Source organism: Bacillus sp. GC_Bacil_1 (assembly GCF_026540675.1).
Taxonomy (GTDB): Bacteria; Bacillota; Bacilli; order Bacillales; family Bacillaceae_G; genus Bacillus_A; species Bacillus_A cereus.
The window spans coordinates 87,749-108,387 of record NZ_JALNUG010000016.1 but is presented as its reverse complement, the minus strand read 5'-3'; the positions used below and the strand labels follow the sequence as shown (position 1 = coordinate 108,387).

The window sequence follows — 20,639 nt, the reverse complement described above, 5'->3', positions numbered from 1 at the left end:
GGTTATTTTAATTGCTGAAATGCGTAATGTGCCATTTTCTTCGTATCAGGATACAGTTGCTTGCGGGTAGAAGATAATACAACATTAATGACACGTTTACCGTCTTTTTCATCCACTGTTACGACTGTATATTTGCCAAGTGCTGATAGACCGCTTTTACTTCCAATCGCATATGGATCGTCATATAGTTCTTCTCGTCCATAGTTTGCGATGTTTGGAGAGCGTTCTGAAGTATGTAGAGTTGTACGTGTTGAATTCATATATTCTAAAACAACTGGATACTTTAATGCTTCTTTCGTAATAATAGCAATGTCATATGGTGATACTTTATTCCCAATTGCATCAGCACCACTTGCGTTCTTGAAAGTTGCATGCTTTGTACCAAGTTCCTTTGCTCTAGCATTCATCATTTTCACAAATTCATTTTTTGATCCTGCGATATGTTCTGCAATTGATTCAGCTATTGGATCTGCACTAATGATAAGCATAAGTTTTAATGCCTCATCACGCTTTAATTTTTCTCCAGCACGAAGTTTAATTTTCTTGCTTTGACTTTCTGTTTTAATTGCATTTTCTGTAACCGTAATTTCTTCATCTTCTTTTACATTCTCTAGTAAAAGAAGGGTTGTCATCATTTTGGCTATACTAGCCGGATAAGAACGTTCGTCTTCGCGTTTCCCATATAAAATTTCACCTGTGTTTGCATCGATTGTAACCCCATATTGCCCAGTAATGTTAGGTTGATCAGCTCTTACAGCTTGTTGCCTTTGTGCATAAGAGAAGAAAATCATCCCTGTAAATAGTGTAGCAATCATTACAATCATAACTATTGTTCGTTTCATCATCGTTCCCTCTTTTGTTTTCCATATGTACAAATAAATTGGGCAGAAAAAGCAGCCATTAATCATTATGCCACGTTCTCTGCCCAAAAATATAGCGTTATTTTTCGCCCATATTATGCTTCTTATATTGTTGGTTATTACCTTGGCGTCCTTTTTCAACACCGTGATTATGTGGACCTGCGTTTCCAGTTACACTAGCTGCACTAATTCCAGCCTTTGAAGGGTTCTTCTTAAGTTTTGCCATATATATTCCTCCAGTTTCGTCAGATTATAAAAAGGAAAAGTGCATTTAAACAAAGAAAATACACATGTATAGCATAGCCAAATGAAAGAAAAATATTTATTTCAGAAAATTTTATCAATAAATATATTGCGAAAATTTAAACAGTATCATATATTTATTAGTAGAGGCTCACTCATTGATTGCGACTTATGTCGAAAAATTGAATGAGCATTCATTCAAGAATAGGGGGAGAATTGGATGTTCCAAATTAAAAAGGCTGCTGTTCTAGGTTCAGGCGTAATGGGTTCGGGAATTGCGGCACACTTAGCTAATATTGGTATTCCGACATTATTGCTTGATATTGTACCACCTGCGCTTACGAAAGAAGAGGAAGCGAAGGGACTTACATTAGAACATAAAAGTGTGAGAAATCGTTTTAGTAATACGGCTGTACAGAAACTATTGAAGCAAAAACCAGCTCCTCTGACAGTGAAAGGAAATCTAGCACTGATTGAAGCAGGTAACTTAGAAGATGATCTTGAGCTTCTTGCTGATGTAGATTGGATTATTGAAGTAGTAGTTGAAAACTTAGATATTAAAAAGAAATTATTTGAAAAAGTAGACGCTGTTCGTAAACCAGGTTCTATTGTAAGCTCGAATACGTCAGGTATTTCAGTTGAAAAAATGGCAGAAGGTCGTTCAGACGACTTCCAGAAACACTTCTTAGGCACACACTTTTTTAACCCACCACGATATTTAAAACTTCTAGAGGTAATACCGACGAAAGAAACAGATCCACAAGTATTAAGCTTCATGAAACTATTTGGCGAAGACGTTCTTGGAAAAGGCGTTGTTATCGCAAAAGACACACCAAACTTTATTGGAAACCGCATCGGTACGTACGGTTTATTAGTAACTCTTCAAGAGATGATAAAACGGGGCTACAGCATTGGGGAAGTTGATTCTGTAACAGGTCCATTAATTGGTCGTCCGAAGAGTGCAACGTTCCGTACATTAGATGTTGTTGGTTTAGATACATTCGTACACGTTGCAAATAACGTATATGAAAACGTACAAGAAGAAGAGCGTGATGTATTTAAAGTACCAGCTTTCATGCATGACATGCTTGATAAAAAATGGCTTGGAAGCAAAACAGGTCAAGGCTTCTTCTTAAAACAAGGAAAAGAAATTTTAGAACTAAATCCTGAAACGATGGAATATGAAGCGCGTAAAAAATTAAAAGCTGCATCCGTAGAGTTAAGTAAACAAGAAAAAGGATTAGCGAATAAATTGAAAGCGCTTGTATACGCAAAAGACCGCGCAGGAGAGTTATTATGGAACATCATTACACCAACTCTTTTATACTCTGCAAAACTTCATAAAGAAATTGCTGACGATATCGTTGCAATTGACCAAGCGATGAAGTGGGGCTTCGGCTGGGAGCAAGGGCCGTTTGAAGTTTGGGATGCAATCGGCGTTGAAAAATCTGTTCAAAAGATGGAAGAAAACGGCGTAGTCGTTCCTACTTGGGTGAAAGAAATGTTAGAGAAAGGTTTCACTACTTTCTATAAACATGATAACGGCGATAGCTACTATTACGATAATGGCGAATATAAGCTAATCGAGCGTAATAAAAAAGCAATTTCTCTTAAGCAATTAAAAGCGAAAAATGGTGTATTAAAGAAAAATAGCGGAGCGAGCTTAATTGATTTAGGCGACGGCATCCTTTGCTTAGAGTTCCATTCGAAGAGCAATGCAATCGGTATGGATATTACGCAAATGATTAACTACGCTGTTGATGAAGTAGAAAAGAATTATAAAGGTCTTGTTATCGGTAACCAATCGAAGAACTTCTGCGTTGGTGCGAACCTAGCAATGATCTTAATGGAAGCACAAGACGACAATTACTTTGAAATTGAGTTGGTTGTGAAAAACTTCCAAGATGCAATGACGAAAATTAAGTACTCTTCTAAGCCAGTTGTAGCAGCACCATACGGTATGACGCTTGGCGGAGGTACAGAAGTTTGCTTACCAGCAGCTAGCATTCAAGCTTCTAGTGAAACGTATATGGGCTTAGTAGAAGTTGGTGTTGGCTTAATCCCTGGCGGAGGCGGTAATAAAGAGCTATACATTAAACACTTAAATAAAATGCCAAACGGTGTAGAGTTTGATCTGCAAAAAGTTGCGAATAAAGTGTTCGAATCTGTAGCGATGGCGAAAGTTTCTACATCAGCACAAGAAGCTGTATCGAACAACTTCTTAGGCGATAAAGACGGTATTAGTGTGAATGGTGATCACTTACTATATGATGCGAAACAGAAAGCACTTGCTTTATATGAAGCGGGCTATAAAGCACCGATTCGTAAAAAGATACCAGTTGTTGGTGAAACAGGATATGCAACTCTTGTACTTGGTGCAGAAGCAATGCATTTATCAGGTTACATTTCTGAACATGATCTTCACATTGCGAAGAAACTTGCATATGTCATTGCGGGCGGAAAAGTGCCGTACGGAACAGAAGTTGATGAGCAGTATTTATTAGATGTAGAACGTGAAGCATTTATTAGCTTAGTAAGTGAGATGAAATCACAAGCAAGAATGCAGCACATGCTTGTAAAAGGAAAGCCATTACGTAACTAATAACGAGGGGAGATATCGTTCATGAGAGAAGCTGTCATTGTTGCGGGAGCAAGAACACCAATTGGAAAAGCAAAGAGGGGTTCATTAAAAACAGTTCGTCCTGACGATCTAGGGGCGTTAGTAGTAAAGGAAACGTTAAAGCGTGCAAATTATGAAGGACCAATCGATGATTTAATTTTCGGTTGTGCGATGCCAGAAGCAGAACAAGGTTTAAATATGGCTCGTAATATCGGCGGACTAGCAGGACTTTCTTACGATGTTCCAGCTATTACAATTAACCGTTACTGTTCTTCTGGTTTACAAAGTATCGCTTACGGAGCAGAGCGCATTATGCTTGGTCACTCTGAAGCTGTATTATCAGGCGGAGCGGAATCAATGAGTTTAGTTCCAATGATGGGACACGTTGTTCGTCCGAATAGTCGCCTTGTAGAAGCGGCTCCGGAATATTATATGGGTATGGGACATACAGCAGAGCAAGTTGCTGTGAAATATGGAATTTCTCGTGAAGAGCAAGATGCATTTGCAGTAAGAAGTCATCAACGTGCTGCCAAAGCATTAGCGGCAGGAAACTTTGCTGATGAAACAGTATCTGTAGATGTGACGTTACGCTCGGTTGGCTCAAACAATAAACTGCAAGAAGAAACAATCATTTTCGCACAAGATGAAGGTGTAAGAGCAGAGACGACGCTAGACATTTTAGGGAAATTACGTCCAGCATTTAACGTTCGCGGTTCTGTAACAGCTGGTAACTCTTCACAAATGAGTGACGGTGCAGCATCTGTACTATTAATGGATCGTGAAAAAGCAGTGAGCGATGGCATGAAGCCACTTGCGAAATTCCGTTCATTTGCAGTAGCTGGCGTACCACCAGAAGTAATGGGAATCGGCCCAATCGCTGCAATTCCAAAAGCGTTAAAACTAGCTGGCTTAGAGCTATCTGATATTGGCTTATTCGAACTAAACGAAGCATTTGCTTCTCAATCGATCCAAGTTATTCGTGAACTTGGTTTAGATGAAGAAAAAGTAAACGTAAACGGTGGTGCAATCGCACTTGGACATCCACTTGGCTGTACAGGAGCAAAACTAACACTATCTCTTATTCACGAAATGAAACGCCGCAACGAACAATTCGGTATCGTAACAATGTGTATTGGCGGCGGAATGGGAGCAGCGGGAGTGTTTGAATTACTATAAAAAAAGTGGAAGCGGCTTGTTCAGAATGTGAGGGGGATGGAGCTTCAGACGTAGAGGCGCTCTTTACCTCGTAGGAAGAAGCGAAGCCACCGAACATTCTAGCCGCTGGAACTGGATTATAAAAAAAGTGCAGGTGGCTCGCTCAGAACAGGAGGGCGTTGGAAGCCCTGACGAAGAGGCGCTTTTTGCCTCACAGGAAGGGGTGAAACGACCGACTGTTCTAGCCACTGGAACTGGATTATAAAAAAAGTGCAAGCAGTTCGCTCAGAACGAGACGACGCTAAAGCAAAGAATGGAAGCAACAAAGGTTTATAAAAAATAAACGGGAGAGCCAGCTTCTTTCAAAAAGAGAGAAGCTGCTCATGAAAATATGAAGGAGGAAATTTTCATGGAAAAAACAGTAGGAAATGCGGTTAAAGGCGGTAGCTTTTTAGTTGATGAGATTACGATTGATCAAGTGTTTACGCCAGAAGATTTTTCATCTGAGCATAAAATGATTGCAAAAACGACAGAGGACTTTATCGTAAATGAAGTTCTTCCAGAGCTTGAATATTTAGAGCAACATGAATTTGATCGTTCAGTTCGTCTTTTAAAAGAAGCTGGGGAGCTTGGTTTATTAGGCGCTGACGTACCAGAAGAGTACGGTGGGATTGGTCTTGATAAAGTAAGCTCAGCGTTAATCGCAGAGAAATTCTCTCGCGCTGGCGGCTTTGCAATCACTCACGGTGCTCACGTAGGTATCGGATCTTTACCAATCGTATTATTCGGTAACGAAGAGCAAAAGAAAAAGTATTTACCATTACTTGCAACTGGTGAAAAATTAGCTGCATACGCATTAACTGAGCCAGGTTCAGGATCTGACGCATTAGGCGCAAAAACAACTGCACGTTTAAATGCAGAAGGTACACATTATGTATTAAACGGTGAAAAACAGTGGATTACAAACTCTGCATTCGCTGACGTATTCGTTGTATATGCAAAAATTGATGGAGAGCATTTCTCAGCATTTATCGTAGAGAAAGAATACGCTGGTGTATCTACAAGCCCTGAAGAGAAGAAAATGGGTATTAAATGTTCTTCAACTCGTACGTTAATTTTAGAAGATGCGTTAGTACCGAAAGAAAACCTACTTGGTGAAATCGGTAAAGGTCATATTATCGCATTCAACATTTTAAATATCGGTCGTTATAAATTAGGTGTTGGTACAGTTGGATCTGCAAAACGTGCAGTAGAAATTTCAGCACAATATGCAAACCAACGTCAACAGTTCAAGCAACCAATCGCTCGCTTCCCATTAATTCAAGAGAAACTTGCGAATATGGCAGCAAAAACATATGCAGCTGAAAGTTCTGTATATCGTACAGTAGGTTTATTCGAAAGCCGCATGAGCACATTATCTGAAGAAGAAGTAAAAGACGGTAAAGCAGTAGCAGCTTCTATCGCTGAATATGCAATCGAGTGCTCTTTAAACAAAGTATTCGGTTCTGAAGTATTAGACTATACAGTAGATGAAGGTGTTCAAATTCACGGTGGTTACGGGTTTATGGCAGAGTACGAGATTGAAAGAATGTACCGTGATTCTCGTATTAACCGTATTTTCGAAGGAACGAACGAAATTAATCGCCTAATCGTACCAGGTACGTTCTTACGTAAAGCGATGAAAGGTGAATTACCACTTCTTCAAAAAGCACAAAAATTACAAGAAGAGTTAATGATGATGATGCCAGAAGAAGTAGGCGATGAGCCATTAGCACTTCAAAAATATTTAGTAACTAACGCGAAGAAAATCGGCTTAATGGTAGCTGGATTAGCTGCTCAAAAATACGGTAAAGCATTAGATAAAGAGCAAGAAATTCTTGTGAATATCGCTGACATTGTAAGCAATCTATACGCAATGGAATCAGCTGTTCTTCGTACAGAAAAAGCAATCAAAACAACTGGTCTTGAAAAGAATAAACAAAAAGTGTTATACACTGAAGTATTCTGCCAAGAAGCATTTAACGAAATCGAAGCAGATGCGAAAGAAACACTTATCGCAGTTGAAAACGGCGACATGCTGCGCATGATGTTATCATCATTACGTAAATTAACTCGCCACACACCACTTAACGTAATTCCGAAGAAACGTGAAATCGCTGCGAAAATTTTAGAAGATGAGCGTTACACAGTTTAATATCTTTAAAGAACAGTAGTCGTTTATACGGCTACTGTTCTTTTTTCTGAAAAAATGAAATTTTTAGTGGTATAAAACTAATACCATTAGTATAATAAAACTAATGGTATTAGTTTTCGTGGAGAGGGAGATGGGAATATGAGAATGATGCATGAAAAAACGGTATATCAATTGTCATTTTTGCCAAGAGCGTTTCCTGTGAATTGTTACTTTGTGGAGGAAGAGGATGGTTTAACTTTAATTGATGCTGCTTTGCCATATAGCGCAAAAGGAATTTTACAGGCGGCTGAGAAAATAGGAAAACCAATTACGAATATTGTATTAACACATGCGCATGATGATCACATCGGTGCATTAGACGCATTAAAGGAAGTACTTCCTCATGTTCCAGTCTACATTTCTAAGCGGGACGCAAAGCTGTTAGAAGGAGATACGACGTTACAAAAGGATGAACCAAATACGCCAATAAAAGGCGGTGTACCTAAAAAGATAAAAACGGTACCTGATGTTTTATTGGAAGATGGCGACCGAGTTGGATCGCTTCTTGCGATTATGACACCGGGACATACGCCGGGCTCCATGTCGTTTCTTGATGTACGAAATAAAGCTCTTATTGTTGGGGATGCATTTCAAACAAGAGGAGGTATGGCTGTTTCGGGACAAATGAAATTTTGGTTTCCGTTTCCAGCGATGGCAACGTGGAGCAAAGAAATATCATTACAAAGTGCACAGAAGCTAAGCGAATATGAACCTTCCTTGCTTGCGGCAGGGCACGGAAAAATGATAAAGGATCCAGGGGCTGTCATAGAGCTTGCTATTCAGGAAGCGAAGCGGAATATAGAAAGTAAGAAAGAGGGTTAATTTATGTCACCTAGAATCGGACTTACATTACAGAAAATTGTAGAAACAGCTGCAGAAATTGCAGATACAAATGGAATACAAGAAGTAACGTTAGCTTCATTAGCGCAAAGATTAGGGATACGTTCGCCCTCACTATATAATCATGTAAAAGGGTTACAAGATGTACGGAAAAATCTTGGTATTTACGGAATACAACAGCTGCATAACAAACTGGAAGAAGCAGCCGAGGATAAACAGATGGATGAAGCAATTCATGCATTAGGAGAAGCATATGTAGCATTTGTCCGAAAACATCCTGGACTATATGAAGCAACTTTTTTACGAGATGAAGAAGTAAGAAAAGCAGGTGACGGAATTGTAAAGCTTTGTCTTCAGGTTTTACAACAGTATGGCTTAGAAGGAGAGAATGCACTTCATGCGACACGCGGATTCAGAAGTATTTGTCATGGATTTGCTTCGATTGAACAGCAGGGCGGATTTGGTTTGCCGTTAGATTTAGATATAAGTTTACATGTATTGTTGGAAACGTTTATTAAAGGGTTACGTGAATAAGAAGCGAGGCAAACAAAAACCTTAGAAGTGATTCTAAGGTTTTTTAGTGCATATAATTCGAAAAGAGCGGTAGGCTTTTTCTCATTACATGATATTATTTAGCAGGTTTGAAAAATGTGTATATAGCTACGGAAAGGCAAACGAAAATAAAAGCAATAGGATCTTGATATGGACTAGGCTCAGAGCCCTTCTGGATTTCTGTAAGGAAGTCATGTGTTTTCATGTTCATTGCTCCTTTAACTAATAAGTTTTATATGATGCGAGGGTTATGGTGGATAGATAAGAAATTTTTGGAATTTCATCTAATAATTATTCTATAGTAATCTAATTCCAAAAACTATATAATACAAAGCTTTCATGATATGTAAAATTGCATATTATTCTTTTTGAAAAATTTGTTATATTATCTATATATTTGTATTAAAGGGTTTTTGTTAAGGTAATGAAAACAAATGGAGGAATAGTATGAGAAAAACAGTATTAGACGCGTATAATGCAGAAAGAGAAGTAGATAACATAACATATAAAAATCTAGTTGTAACGATTGCAAGCATTCTAGGGTTCTCACTCTTAGGGGGATTATTCCTTGCTTTAGCCCTTGGGATTTTTGGAGAAGAGGTATTACGTGCTAATTTAGAGGGATATTATTTACTTCTATTTGATGCAGCTGTTGTTACTATTGTTTTATTTGCGTATAAACCAGTGCTTCATTTTATTAAGAACATATGGGATGTATCTATTTTAAAAAATGGGAAAACCTACTTGTATTTATTAATAGGTTTTATCATCATTGCATTAACTCAGTATGTAATGTTAGAGTTGTTTAGCTTTGAAAGTGCAGAGCAGCAACGAGATCAATTAGGGAGCTTAGGACTTCAAAATAGTCTACAAAGTATTATATATGTGTTAAGTGTTGCTATAATTACACCAATTAAAGAAGAAATTTTATATAGAGGTATTTTGTATCGATTTTTTGAAAAGAAATATAGTTTTCTAGTTGGTATCATTATTTCTTCCTTTATCTTTGGGATTCTTCATGGTGGTTTTCCAGTTACGGCAATGATTATGGGGATTGTATTTGCTATGTTATATAAGAAAACACAATCTATTTTACCTAGCATTATTTTACATATTGTATGGAACCTACTTGTGAGTATAAGTATGATTGTTTCTTTATAAAATTGAATGAATATTTAGCATAAAAGATGAATGGCCTAGCTATTCATCTTTTATTTTGTTTATATGTGCGAAAAGTTGATGAATACAATCCAAAAAGAACCAAATACTAATGATGAATGAACAAAGAAAGGCGGGTATGTTATATGCAAAACTTAACAGAGCTTGAAGTAGAAAACTTACGTCATTTAATTGGTGGACACGCAACAATTATTAACAAGTTGGAGCAGTATGCACAGACGTGTACAGATCCACAACTGAAACAAATGCTACAAAAAGATGCGCAAGATGCACGAAATACAAAACAGCAATTACTGACTTTCCTAGGATAGGAGGAAGAGAAAGATGAATGAAAAAGATATGGTAAATGATTATTTAGCAGGATTGAATGCAAGTTTAACAAGCTATGCAAATTATATTGCTCAGTCTGATAATGAACAGTTACATCAAACGTTAATTCAAATTCGTAATCAAGACGAGGCGCGCCAACGTAATATGTATGAGTACGCAAAGCAAAAGAGTTATTACAAACCGGCAGCACCTGCTAATCCAATGATTGTACAGCAATTAAAAAGTCAATTAAGTGCGGAACAATAGTGAAAAGAAAACGAGCGAATTTATTCGCTCGTTTTCTTTTTGTATATGTCAATAAATACATAATAAATATTTTTCCAGTTGTAACAAATATGACGAAAATGGAATATAACAATTCACAAAAAGGACAAAAACTTTGTTCAATATTTCACAAAGTATCCATGGTTTCTATCGTGAGAACCTCTATAATTAGGAGTGTAAAGAGCAAAAGAAATAGATTATATGATCAATTAGGAGAGATTGCTATGAAAAGACATACAAGAAAAATTGCAATTATCGGTACTGGATTAGTTGGATCAAGTTGTGCGTATTCTATTGTGAATCAAGGTATTTGCGAAGAGCTATTATTAATTGATATAAATCATGAACGTGCAGTTGGGGAAGCAATGGATTTATCACATTGCATTAACTTTACAAATACAAGAACAAAAGTATATGCAGGAAACTATGAAGACTGCAAAGATATGGACATTGTCATTATTACAGCAGGACCAGCACCAAAACCAGGGCAAAGTCGCTTAGATACTTTAGGAGCGAGTGCGAAGATTATGGAAAGTGTTGTTGGTGGCGTAATGGAAAGTGGATTTGATGGTATTTTCTTACTTGCATCGAACCCAGTTGATATTATTACATATCAAGTTTGGAAATTATCTGGATTACCTAGAAATCGCGTAATCGGTACTGGTACATCACTAGATTCTTCTCGCTTAAGAACAATTTTATCTGAAATGCTACATGTAGACCCTCGTAGTATTCATGGGTATTCATTAGGAGAACATGGTGATTCTCAAATGGTTGCTTGGTCTCATGTAACTGTTGGTGGAAAGCCAATTCTGCAAATTTTAGAAGAACAAAAAGAACGATTTGGAGAAATAAATTTAGATGAAATTGTTGAGAAAACTGCAAAAGCTGGCTGGGAAATTTATAAACGTAAAGGAACTACTTATTACGGAATCGGAAACTCTCTAGCGTATATTGCGAGTTCAATCTTTAACGATGATCACCGTGTCATTGCTGTATCAGCCATTTTAGATGGTGAGTACGGTGAATACGATATTTGTACAGGAGTACCAGCTATTATTACTAGAGACGGTATAAGAGAAGTTGTAGAACTCAATTTAACAGAGGATGAAGAATCTCGATTCGCAAAATCAAACGATATTTTACGTGATTATATGAAAACAATTGGTTACTAACTTATAGAAGAAGGTGAAACAAATGAAGGAATATATAATGTCTCGTGTATTTAAAGCATCTGCTGGAATCGCACAAGGTATTTTCGTATCCCTCGGAATTGGTTTACTAATCGAAAATATAGGAAGAATTGTTGATATTCCGTTGCTTATTACAATTGGAGTTGTTGCAAAATCACTTATGGCACCAGCCATTGGTGCTGGAATTGCTTTTATGCTCGGTGCAAATGGTCTTGTAATCTTCTCGGCTATGGTGGCTGGAGCAATTGGTGCCGGATCCATTTCAATTACTGAAGCTGGTCTAATTATTAAAACAGGTGAGCCAATCGGTGCTTTATTAACAGCAACTTTAGCTGTATATATTGGTAAACGTTTAAGCGGAAAAACTGCTTTAGATATGATGCTCGTTCCATTTGCGGCCATATTAGGTTCTGGTTTAGTTGGTATTTGGTTATCTCATAATATTACTCCTGTTTTAAATGCAGTTGGAGCGTTCATTAAAGATAGCTCAGCTGGTAGCCCGTTTATCGCTTCTATCGTCATTGCAGTAGTTTGGGGACTATTACTTATCTCTCCAGCTTCATCAGCTGCGTTAGCGATCGCACTTAGCTTAGACGGTGTTGCAGGTGGTGCAGCTCTGGCCGGATGCGTCGCTCAGTTTATCGGATTCTCTGTCATCTCAGCAAAAGAAAACAATTTAGGTGGCATATTAGCTCAAGCTCTTTGTACTCCGAAAGTACAGTTGCCAAATATCACTAAAAATCCAATGATTCTCGTCCCAACTGTCGTCGCCAGTGCTATAGTTGGTCCGGTATCCGCATTAATTTTCCAACTGGAAGCAGGAAAAGAAATTGCAGGTCTTGGATTAAGTTCTCTTATCGCACCAATTAATTTAATTTCCAGCGAAGGATGGGAAGTTCTCCCGGCGATGGTAATTACTTATATCGTCATTCCAGTAGCTGTTTCTTATATACTTTACATTGCTCTTAAAAAAGCAGGTCGTATTCATTCTGGTGATATGACTGTACCGCAATCTTAAATTGAAAATCTCCTTAATAATAGATAAAAGCAGACTGAGAAGCCACAGTCTGCTTTTTTGTCATGTTACATTCTATGATTTTGTTTTACTGGAACTCTTATTGGTTCTTTGGCCAATAAGAGTTGAACGCCGAAGTAAAGTATGCTTGCAAGTGTCATTCCAGAAACGGCATCTACAAGGGCATGTTGCTTCGTAAATAGCGTTGATAAAATAATAAGTGTACCGAAGAAAGTAAGGATGTAATATTCAAAAGCATGTTGTTCTCTACGCTTAAAGGCAGCTAACATAATTACAAATGTAGTAAGAACGTGAATGCTAGGGAAACAGTTTACTGGCTGGTCGATACTATAAATATAGCGAACTAGTTCAGAAAATACATCTGTTCCAACGACAGTCGGACGCGGTACAGTTGTTTGCCAAAAATAATAAATAGAAAAACAAGCAAGCTTTCCAAAAATAACACTACTTAAAGTGACATAATATTGCTTTCGGTCAGCGAAGCAGTAATAAATAAGTGCGCCGTATAAGTATGGAAACCAAAGTAAATAAGGAATAATAAATGCTTTTACAAATGGAATCCAATCATCTACTACAGTTGTAACGTCTACTGCGTGAACAGTCGATTTATTTAATACGTCGTAAAGGGGACTTACGAGTACGAGTAGAAGTATATAACTTAACGGAAGAAAAGATGAAAGTTTAAATTTCTTCATGTTGATCTCCTATGTTTAGTAATGTAAGTAAATTCAATTGATTATAATATAGAAACGTGAATTGGGCTATCGATTTTACTTACATTTTCTTGAATTAACCTTACGTTTTTGTCACTTGACTAAAAAGAAGGGGGAGGGTGCTAAATGAAGCGTTTATCATATTTTTTAGTTTTTATATTGTTATGCCTAGTAGGTGCTGGGTGTGCAAAGAATAACGAAGGAGAAAAATTAGAATATAACGGAAGAGCACTCGTAATTGGAGTTGTTGGAGAAAAGCCGAAAGATACGTTTAGGAATGTAAAGTTTGAAAGTATAAAGTTAGAAGAAATGCAGGAGAAATCAGCAAAAGTTGATGGTTTTTTCGTTATGAAAGAATACTTTAAAGAGGCATCAAAGGAGCAGTATACGGACTTATTTTTATCGTTAAAGAAGCCGGTATTTTTTATAGGTTTGCAAGATAGACCGTATTTAATTTTTACTAACAAGGATTTAGATTATGATAATACCCCAAAGGATAAAACGATGACGTATACGCAAGGGTTTGTAAATATGGGGAACCCTGAAGGTCAATATTGGGGTATGGGATTATATAATGATACTGTTTCCGATCGAAATATTCATAATATGTATATAGTAGTATTTCAAACCATTTCGGATTACTTAAATCGATGATGAAGGAGCCTGTAAAAAAGGCTTCTTATTTTTTAAAAATAAACGTTTGTTTAAGCTGTATGTTCGGTAGAAAGAAACTCATGTAGTTCAAAGGTTAAGAAAGAAAAATAAGAAATTAATCAAACGTTTGTTTAAGCTGTATGTTCGGTAGGAAGAAACCGATGCAGCTCAAAGGTTAAGAAAGAAAAATGGAGAATTAATCAAACGTTTGTTTAAGCTGTATGTTCGGTAGAAAGAAACTCATGTAGTTCAAAGGCTAACAAAGAAAAATAAGAAATTAATCAAACGCTTGTTTAAGATATATGTTTGGTGCAGAATCTAAAAAAATTTATATATTTATTTTTTTCTTAACAAATGGCGGAAAAATAAGAAAAATTCGCAGGATTATTAAAAATTATCACGAAATAAGTAAAAGTTTAGCGAATAATGGTTTGAAATAATAAAACGTTTTCTATATGATAAAGGTAAAGGTTAGTAAAAAAGTAGGTGAATTTATGACAGTAACATTTTATTCATATCCAAAGTGTGGCACATGTCAAAAGGCAAAGAAATGGTTTGAGGCAAACGATGTAGCATATGAGATGATTCATATTGTTGAAAATCCACCATCAAAAGAAGATTTACGTAATTTACATGAAAAAAGTGAATTACCATTAAAAAAATTCTTTAATACAAGTGGAATGCGTTACCGTGAACTTGGTCTGAAAGATAAGTTGAAAGATGCAAGCGAAGACGAAATGTATGAGCTTTTAGCATCTGATGGCATGTTGATCAAACGTCCAATTGTAACAGATGGAACGAATGTAACACTTGGTTTTAACGAAGAGCAGTTTGAAAGTGTGTGGAAAAAGTACCAATAAGGTATTTTTACATAATTAATACATTCACTGGAGGTACAGTCATGAGCATTCCAAATAATTTACGTTACTCTGAAGAACACGAATGGGTAAAAACTGAAGGTAATGAAGTTGTTATCGGTATCACTCACTTTGCACAAGGTGAGCTAGGTGATATCGTATTCGTTGAACTTCCTGAAGTAGGTGCAACAATCGAAGCTGACGAGCCATTCGGAAGCGTAGAATCTGTTAAAACAGTTTCTGAGTTATACGCACCTGTAAGCGGTAAAGTTGTAGCAGTAAACGAAGAATTAAGTGACCAACCAGAACTTGTTAACGAATCTCCATACGAGGGTGCATGGATGGTTAAAGTTGAACTTTCTGATGCAAGCCAAGTTGAGAAGTTATTAACTGCAGAAAAATATGCAGAAATGACAAACCAAGACTAATTATAGTCGACTAAAGGACAGCCTTTGTGCTGTCCTTTTTTATTTTGTGTAAAATAATGAATGTAGAATCATATACTAATTATCGTGTAGGAGAACGTTTTTTGAAAAAACTTTTTCGTTTAATCTTTATGCAGGTCTAGCCGTTTTTGTTTTTCGTTGTCTAGCTCCAGCGACTAGATTGTTCGGTGGCTTCGCTTCTTCCTACAAGGCAAAAAGCGCCTCTACGTCAGAAGCTCCATCCCCCTCACAATCTAAATGAGCCGCTTGCGCTTTTCATTGTCTAGCTCCAACTCCTAGCCCTTCATGTCTAAGAACCTTCCGCACGAGAAGACAAAAAGCGTCTTCTGTACGGAAGAACCTTAGCCAACAGGGCTAAACAGTCGGTTTCGCTTTTCTTTTGCAAAAATAAACAGGAAACAACATGAAAATAACGAATATACTATATACTAAGTTCAAGGTTGTATAGTATATGGTGATCGGGTGATGACATATGATTTATGTGGAAAAAGTCATTATTGTAGAAGGTACATCAGATAGAAGAAAGATTGAATCTATTATTCGTGAACCAGTGGAAATTGTTTGTACAAATGGTACAATTGGTTTGTCGAAAATGGATGAGCTCGTTGATCAGTTTTTTGATAAGGAAGTGTATGTGCTAGTGGATGCTGATGATGCTGGAGAAAAGTTAAGGAAACAATTTCGAAAAGAATTTCCGCAAGCCGAGCATATCTATATTGATCGCTCGTACCGAGAAGTGGCAACTGCGCCATCTACACACTTAGCAAATGTATTATGGGGAGCCGACATTGACGTTTATACAGAATATTTACGGTAAGGAATGATAGAAGTGATCGATTGGACAGGAGCCGAAGCTACAGCCCTAATAGAGAATGAAGAAAAAACAGTGTTATATGTATATACTCCAATGTGTGGAACATGCCAATTAGCAAAAAAGATGTTAACAGTCGTTGAGATGACAATTGAAGGCCTCAAAATTGGGATGTTAGATTTAAATTATGCTCCGCATTTAGCGAAAGAGTATGGGATTGAAAGTGTACCTTGTTTACTTGTTTTTGAAAATGGGACACTGATGAAGAAGATATATGCATTTCATTCGGTTGAATATTTATATACGGAATTAAAGTAGGCGGCAAAATTTTTGCCGCCTCGACATATTTCTTGGGAAATATGTCGAGATGCAGGATGGATACAGTATTTGTCGAGCGAAAATAACAGGATTGCTCTTTATTGAGAGGGAATGGTATGTAATAGAAAGTGATATGAAGGATGTGATTTAGGGTGAAATTATATTCTTTGCTTCAATCATTTGTAAATTACGCTAATGGTCAATATCATTTAGAGCCGCTTTTAAGACGAGAGGAGAAAACTGTTAATTTCCGCTTTAGAGATGAAAGTTGTTCGTTACAAATTTCAAGAGATTATATAGAGCTGCTACAAGAGGAAAGAGGAACGGAACAAATCATTTGCTTAGATGAAAAAGATATAGAGCAATTGGTGAATGGAAATGTACGATTGCAAATGTTAATGAACGATGGGCGTGTACAATATTCGGGAACGTACCAAACGATGTTATTAGTGGAATCGATGTTTCATATATGTAAACCGATGTCAGTAGGCGCTTAAAATTCTGAAGTTTCATTTTTTACGAAAATTTATGTTGACATGGTAAGTGTATATTGATACAATTCAAGTCATAAAATATAGACAATTTCATAAATTTCAAATCAGACGAAAATTGAATCTGATTTCTCTTATCAAGAGAGGTGGAGGGACTGTGCCCTGTGAAGCCCGGCAACCGTCAACTTATGTTGAAATGGTGCCAATTCCTGCAAAGCGAATGCTTTGAGAGATGAGAGAGAGGGATAATGTTGTTATATACGCATATAAACCTTTCTGCTTCTCTAAAGCAGAAAGGTTTTTTTATTGTTTGAATGTGGAGGACATTCAAATAATAAAAGTAATGATAACAGTGGACTACACGCATTAAAAATAAAAAATTGCGGAGTCGACCTAAACAAAAAAGGGGTGAACATCATGATTCTATTAGAGAATGTAAGGAAAATATATAAGGCGAAAAGCGGTGATGTCACTGCTGTAGATAACGCCAATTTAAAAATAGAAAAAGGCGAAATATTTGGTGTTATCGGATATAGCGGCGCTGGGAAAAGTTCTTTAATTAGATTGTTTAATCAGTTAGAGAAACCGACTTCTGGCCAAATTACAATTGCGAATCGTGTCATATCAGCAATTACAGGAAGTGAACTTCGTAAGGCAAGGCAAGAAATCGGAATGATTTTTCAGCACTTCAACTTACTTTGGTCACGAACTGTACGTGAAAATATAGAGTTTCCACTTGAAATTGCAGGTGTTGATAAAACGAAGAGAAGAAAACGTGTTGATGAATTAATTCATCTTGTTGGATTAGAAGGAAGAGGAGACGCGTACCCATCTCAGCTGAGCGGGGGACAAAAACAACGCGTTGGGATTGCAAGAGCATTAGCTAACAACCCACAAGTACTTTTATGTGATGAAGCAACGTCAGCTCTTGATCCAGAAACGACAGATCAAATTTTGGATTTACTATTAGACATTAATAAGCGCCTTGGTTTAACAATTGTACTCATTACACATGAGATGCACGTAATTCGAAAGATTTGTAATCGAGTGGCGGTAATGGAGAGAGGAAAGATTGTAGAAACGGGTCCAGTACTTGATGTATTCCGTAATCCGAAGCAAGATATTACGAAACGATTTGTACAGCAGTTAACAGATTCTGAAGATACAAATGAAACGATTGAAAGTTTAATTGAAAAATATCCAGATGGAAAAGTGATTCGTTTGCAGTTTATCGGTGAGGCTGTAGAAAGACCAGTGCTTCAACGATTGATGCAACGCAGTGATATAGAAGTTAGCATTTTGCAAGGGAATATCGCACAAACGAATAACGGTTCTTACGGTAGTTTAGTTGTTCATTTAAATGGTGAGGAAACAGCGATCCAGCAAGCAATAGAAGGAATTCATCAAGATCAAGTAGAGCTGGAGGTGATTGCACATGGATAAGTTACTCGCAAATGTTGATTGGAATCAAATGTTAGAAGCAACTGGTGAAACGTTATATATGACGGCAATCGCAGCTCTTGCGACATTTGTTTTAGGACTAATTTTAGGATTGTTACTTTTCATGACAGCGAAAGATAATTTATGGGAAAACAAATCAATTAATACGGTGATTGGAGCATTCGTAAATATATTCCGTTCTATACCGTTCATCATTTTAATTATTTTATTAATCCCATTCACAAAGATTCTTCTTGGAACAATTCTTGGAGCAAGTGCAGCGCTGCCAGCTTTAATTATTGGGGCGGCACCATTCTACGCGAGAATGGTTGAAATCGCACTTCGCGAAATTGATAAAGGTGTAATTGAAGCTTCAAAAGCAATGGGAGCAAAAACAAGCACAATTATTTTAAAAGTATTGATTCCAGAATCGTTACCAGCATTAGTATCTGGTATTACGGTTACAACAATTGCTTTAGTAGGCTATACAGCAATGGCGGGAGTTGTTGGTGCTGGTGGCCTTGGAACACTTGCTTACTTAGAAGGATTCCAAAGGGGAAATAACGATGTAACAATCGTTGCGACAATTTGTGTATTACTAGTTGTATTTTTAATTCAGTGGATTGGTGATAGTTTAACGACTCGAATAGATAAACGATAATAAAAACGGGAGGATGTTTCAAATGAAAAAATTATTACTTACGGCACTTATTTCAACTTCAATTTTTGGTTTAGCTGCTTGTGGCGGGAAAGATAAAGATGAAAAGAAACTCGTTGTTGGTGCTTCTAACGTACCGCACGCTGAAATTTTAGAAAAGGCAAAACCGTTACTTGAGAAAAAAGGAATCGAGTTAGAAATTAAAAAATTCCAAGACTACGTATTACCAAATAAATCGTTAGCGGATAAAGATTTAGATGCAAACTACTTCCAGCACATTCCGTATTTAGAAAAAGAAATTAAAGATAAAAAATATGATTTTGAAATAGCGGGGAAAATTCATTTAGAACCAATTGGTGTATACTCTCAAAAGTATAAGAGCCTAAAAGAACTTCCAGACGGGGCGACAATCATTATGAGTAATTCCGTTACTGACCATGGACGTGGTTTAGCAATTTTACAAAAAGAAGGCATTTTAAAAATTAAAGACGGAGTAGAGCCAGTTAATGCAACTCCAAAAGATATTGCAGATAATCCGAAAAACTTAAAATTTAAAACAGATATCGAGCCGGGTTTACTACCACAAGTGTATAACAATAAGGAAGGCGATGCTGTTTTAATTAACTCTAACTATGCAATTGATGCGAAATTAAACCCAGAAAAAGATGCAATTGCAATTGAAGGTGATGATTCACCGTACGCAAACATAGTAGCTGTTCGTAAAGGTGATAAAGATAAAAAAGAGATTAAAGAGCTTGTAGAAGTATTGCATTCTAAAGAAATCGAAGACTTTATTAATAAAGAATATAAAGGAGCGGTTGTTCCTGTAAAAGAATAATTGCTGAAAAGGCTGGTGTATGCCAGCCTTTTTTATAACTACATAACTATAGGGGAGAAGGGGACATCATATGAAAAAGATTCTATTGTCAGTTGTTACAGCGCTGTCTGTATTTACATTAGCTGCTTGCGGAGGGAAAGAGGAGAATAAGCTTGTTGTTGGAGCTTCTAACGTGCCGCACGCTGTTATTTTAGAAAAGGCACAGCCGATATTAGAGAAAAAGGGTATTAAATTAGAAATTAAAAAATTCCAAGATTATGTGTTGCCGAATAAAGCGTTAGTGGATAAGGAAATTGATGCGAACTACTTCCAACACATTCCTTACTTAGATAAAGAAATCCAAGAAAAAGGATATAAAATTGTAAACGCAGGAAAAATTCATTTAGAGCCAATGGGTATTTATTCTAAGAAATATAAAAGCTTAAAAGACTTACCAGATGGCGGGACAGTGATTATGAGTAATAACGTAGCGGAGCGAGGCCGTATGTTAGCATTGTTACAAAAAGGCGGCGTGATTAAGCTTAAAGATGGTGTAGATGTGGTTAAGGCGACAGTAAAAGATGTAGTCGAAAATCCGAAAAACTTAAAATTTAAAACAGATGTTGAACCTGGACTTTCACCGAAGTTGTATGAAAATAATGAGGGAGATGCTTTATTCATTAATTCGAACTATGCAATTGATGCGAAGTTAAATCCAAAGAAGGATGCAATTGCGATTGAAGGATCAGACTCACCGTACGCAAATATTATTGCAGTTCGTAAAGGTGACGAGAAGAAAAAAGAAATTAAAGAATTAGTAGAAGTACTGCATTCAAAAGAAATTCAAGACTTTATTAATAAAGAATATAAAGGTGCTGTACTTCCGGTAAGTGAATAAATATGAGGAAAGGACTGGAAAATTACCAGTC

General features: G+C 36.8%; 23 protein-coding genes and 1 riboswitch. Of the genes, 20 read left to right on the top strand and 3 right to left on the bottom strand.

All coding sequences use genetic code 11. The features are described from left to right. Positions 1–2: 2 nt before the first annotated feature. Entirely contained in the window at positions 3–842 is an 840-nt protein-coding gene (locus OXT04_RS22240; protein ID WP_000831466.1) for a D-alanyl-D-alanine carboxypeptidase family protein, read from the bottom strand. A gap of 97 nt (positions 843–939) precedes the next feature. Then, positions 940–1,086, bottom strand: a complete 147-nt coding sequence (locus tag OXT04_RS22235) for a YuzL family protein (RefSeq protein WP_001096344.1) — start codon at positions 1,084–1,086, stop codon at positions 940–942. A gap of 237 nt (positions 1,087–1,323) precedes the next feature. On the opposite strand from OXT04_RS22235, the gene OXT04_RS22230 reads away from it, so the two are divergent. The 10 genes from OXT04_RS22230 to OXT04_RS22185 all read left to right on the top strand — a co-directional run bounded on the left by OXT04_RS22230 (position 1,324) and on the right by OXT04_RS22185 (position 12,487). Next, positions 1,324–3,705: a 3-hydroxyacyl-CoA dehydrogenase/enoyl-CoA hydratase family protein gene (locus OXT04_RS22230; protein WP_000486359.1), complete on the top strand. Its 2,382-nt coding sequence runs from the start codon at positions 1,324–1,326 to the stop codon at positions 3,703–3,705. 21 nt (positions 3,706–3,726) lie between these two features. Beyond that, positions 3,727–4,899 (top strand): acetyl-CoA C-acetyltransferase, encoded by a 1,173-nt coding sequence (locus OXT04_RS22225; protein ID WP_001206331.1) that lies wholly within the window; start codon positions 3,727–3,729, stop codon positions 4,897–4,899. 388 nt (positions 4,900–5,287) lie between these two features. After that, on the top strand, positions 5,288–7,072 hold the full coding sequence (locus OXT04_RS22220) for an acyl-CoA dehydrogenase family protein (protein ID WP_000416293.1): 1,785 nt from the start codon (positions 5,288–5,290) through the stop codon (positions 7,070–7,072). A 138-nt stretch (positions 7,073–7,210) separates the two neighbouring features. Continuing rightward, positions 7,211–7,933 carry an MBL fold metallo-hydrolase gene (locus OXT04_RS22215; RefSeq protein WP_001242581.1) on the top strand — a complete coding sequence of 241 codons (723 nt, stop codon included), beginning with the start codon at positions 7,211–7,213 and terminating at the stop codon, positions 7,931–7,933. 3 nt (positions 7,934–7,936) lie between these two features. Continuing rightward, positions 7,937–8,485 carry a TetR/AcrR family transcriptional regulator gene (locus OXT04_RS22210; RefSeq protein WP_016099154.1) on the top strand — a complete coding sequence of 183 codons (549 nt, stop codon included), beginning with the start codon at positions 7,937–7,939 and terminating at the stop codon, positions 8,483–8,485. A 465-nt stretch (positions 8,486–8,950) separates the two neighbouring features. Beyond that, positions 8,951–9,664: a CPBP family intramembrane glutamic endopeptidase gene (locus OXT04_RS22205; protein ID WP_001232991.1), complete on the top strand. Its 714-nt coding sequence runs from the start codon at positions 8,951–8,953 to the stop codon at positions 9,662–9,664. Between the two features lie 143 nt (positions 9,665–9,807). Beyond that, the gene (locus OXT04_RS22200) at positions 9,808–9,993 is read left to right on the top strand and encodes a hypothetical protein (protein WP_001180554.1); all 186 of its coding nucleotides are present in this window, start codon (positions 9,808–9,810) and stop codon (positions 9,991–9,993) included. 13 nt (positions 9,994–10,006) lie between these two features. Next, complete coding sequence (locus OXT04_RS22195) at positions 10,007–10,258, top strand: spore coat protein (protein ID WP_001002982.1); 252 nt, start codon at positions 10,007–10,009, stop codon at positions 10,256–10,258. Positions 10,259–10,500: 242 nt separating this feature from the next. After that, the gene (locus OXT04_RS22190) at positions 10,501–11,451 is read left to right on the top strand and encodes an L-lactate dehydrogenase (protein WP_000820647.1); all 951 of its coding nucleotides are present in this window, start codon (positions 10,501–10,503) and stop codon (positions 11,449–11,451) included. A gap of 22 nt (positions 11,452–11,473) precedes the next feature. Beyond that, on the top strand, positions 11,474–12,487 hold the full coding sequence (locus OXT04_RS22185; protein ID WP_000666168.1) for a PTS sugar transporter subunit IIC: 1,014 nt from the start codon (positions 11,474–11,476) through the stop codon (positions 12,485–12,487). Positions 12,488–12,552: 65 nt separating this feature from the next. Here OXT04_RS22185 and OXT04_RS22180 read toward each other — a convergent pair whose 3' ends face one another. Then, the gene (locus OXT04_RS22180; protein ID WP_098365882.1) at positions 12,553–13,200 is read right to left on the bottom strand and encodes a phosphatase PAP2 family protein; all 648 of its coding nucleotides are present in this window, start codon (positions 13,198–13,200) and stop codon (positions 12,553–12,555) included. Positions 13,201–13,344: 144 nt separating this feature from the next. On the opposite strand from OXT04_RS22180, the gene OXT04_RS22175 reads away from it, so the two are divergent. The 10 genes from OXT04_RS22175 to metQ (OXT04_RS22130) all read left to right on the top strand — a co-directional run bounded on the left by OXT04_RS22175 (position 13,345) and on the right by metQ (OXT04_RS22130) (position 20,608). Then, positions 13,345–13,872, top strand: coding sequence for a hypothetical protein (locus tag OXT04_RS22175; protein ID WP_098365883.1), 528 nt, complete (start codon positions 13,345–13,347; stop codon positions 13,870–13,872). Positions 13,873–14,366: 494 nt separating this feature from the next. Then, positions 14,367–14,732, top strand: a complete 366-nt coding sequence (locus OXT04_RS22170; protein WP_000218968.1) for an arsenate reductase family protein — start codon at positions 14,367–14,369, stop codon at positions 14,730–14,732. 41 nt (positions 14,733–14,773) lie between these two features. Next, positions 14,774–15,157: a glycine cleavage system protein GcvH gene (gcvH, locus tag OXT04_RS22165; protein ID WP_000026896.1), complete on the top strand. Its 384-nt coding sequence runs from the start codon at positions 14,774–14,776 to the stop codon at positions 15,155–15,157. A gap of 490 nt (positions 15,158–15,647) precedes the next feature. Next, on the top strand, positions 15,648–15,992 hold the full coding sequence (locus OXT04_RS22160) for a toprim domain-containing protein (protein WP_000640870.1): 345 nt from the start codon (positions 15,648–15,650) through the stop codon (positions 15,990–15,992). Positions 15,993–15,995: 3 nt separating this feature from the next. Continuing rightward, entirely contained in the window at positions 15,996–16,304 is a 309-nt protein-coding gene (locus OXT04_RS22155) for a thioredoxin family protein (RefSeq protein ID WP_002025020.1), read from the top strand. Between the two features lie 152 nt (positions 16,305–16,456). Further along, positions 16,457–16,801, top strand: coding sequence for a hypothetical protein (locus tag OXT04_RS22150; RefSeq protein ID WP_000781229.1), 345 nt, complete (start codon positions 16,457–16,459; stop codon positions 16,799–16,801). Between the two features lie 125 nt (positions 16,802–16,926). Continuing rightward, positions 16,927–17,034: riboswitch (SAM riboswitch) on the top strand. Between the two features lie 178 nt (positions 17,035–17,212). After that, positions 17,213–18,238 (top strand): methionine ABC transporter ATP-binding protein, encoded by a 1,026-nt coding sequence (locus OXT04_RS22145; RefSeq protein WP_000601791.1) that lies wholly within the window; start codon positions 17,213–17,215, stop codon positions 18,236–18,238. Continuing rightward, positions 18,231–18,896 carry a methionine ABC transporter permease gene (locus OXT04_RS22140; protein WP_000359401.1) on the top strand — a complete coding sequence of 222 codons (666 nt, stop codon included), beginning with the start codon at positions 18,231–18,233 and terminating at the stop codon, positions 18,894–18,896. The genes OXT04_RS22145 and OXT04_RS22140 overlap by 8 nt, the downstream gene beginning before the upstream one ends. Before the next feature lie 22 nt (positions 18,897–18,918). Further along, positions 18,919–19,731, top strand: a complete 813-nt coding sequence (gene metQ, locus OXT04_RS22135) for a methionine ABC transporter substrate-binding lipoprotein MetQ (RefSeq protein ID WP_000735080.1) — start codon at positions 18,919–18,921, stop codon at positions 19,729–19,731. Between the two features lie 70 nt (positions 19,732–19,801). Then, positions 19,802–20,608, top strand: coding sequence for a methionine ABC transporter substrate-binding lipoprotein MetQ (gene metQ / locus OXT04_RS22130; RefSeq protein ID WP_097912926.1), 807 nt, complete (start codon positions 19,802–19,804; stop codon positions 20,606–20,608). Positions 20,609–20,639 lie beyond the last annotated feature (31 nt).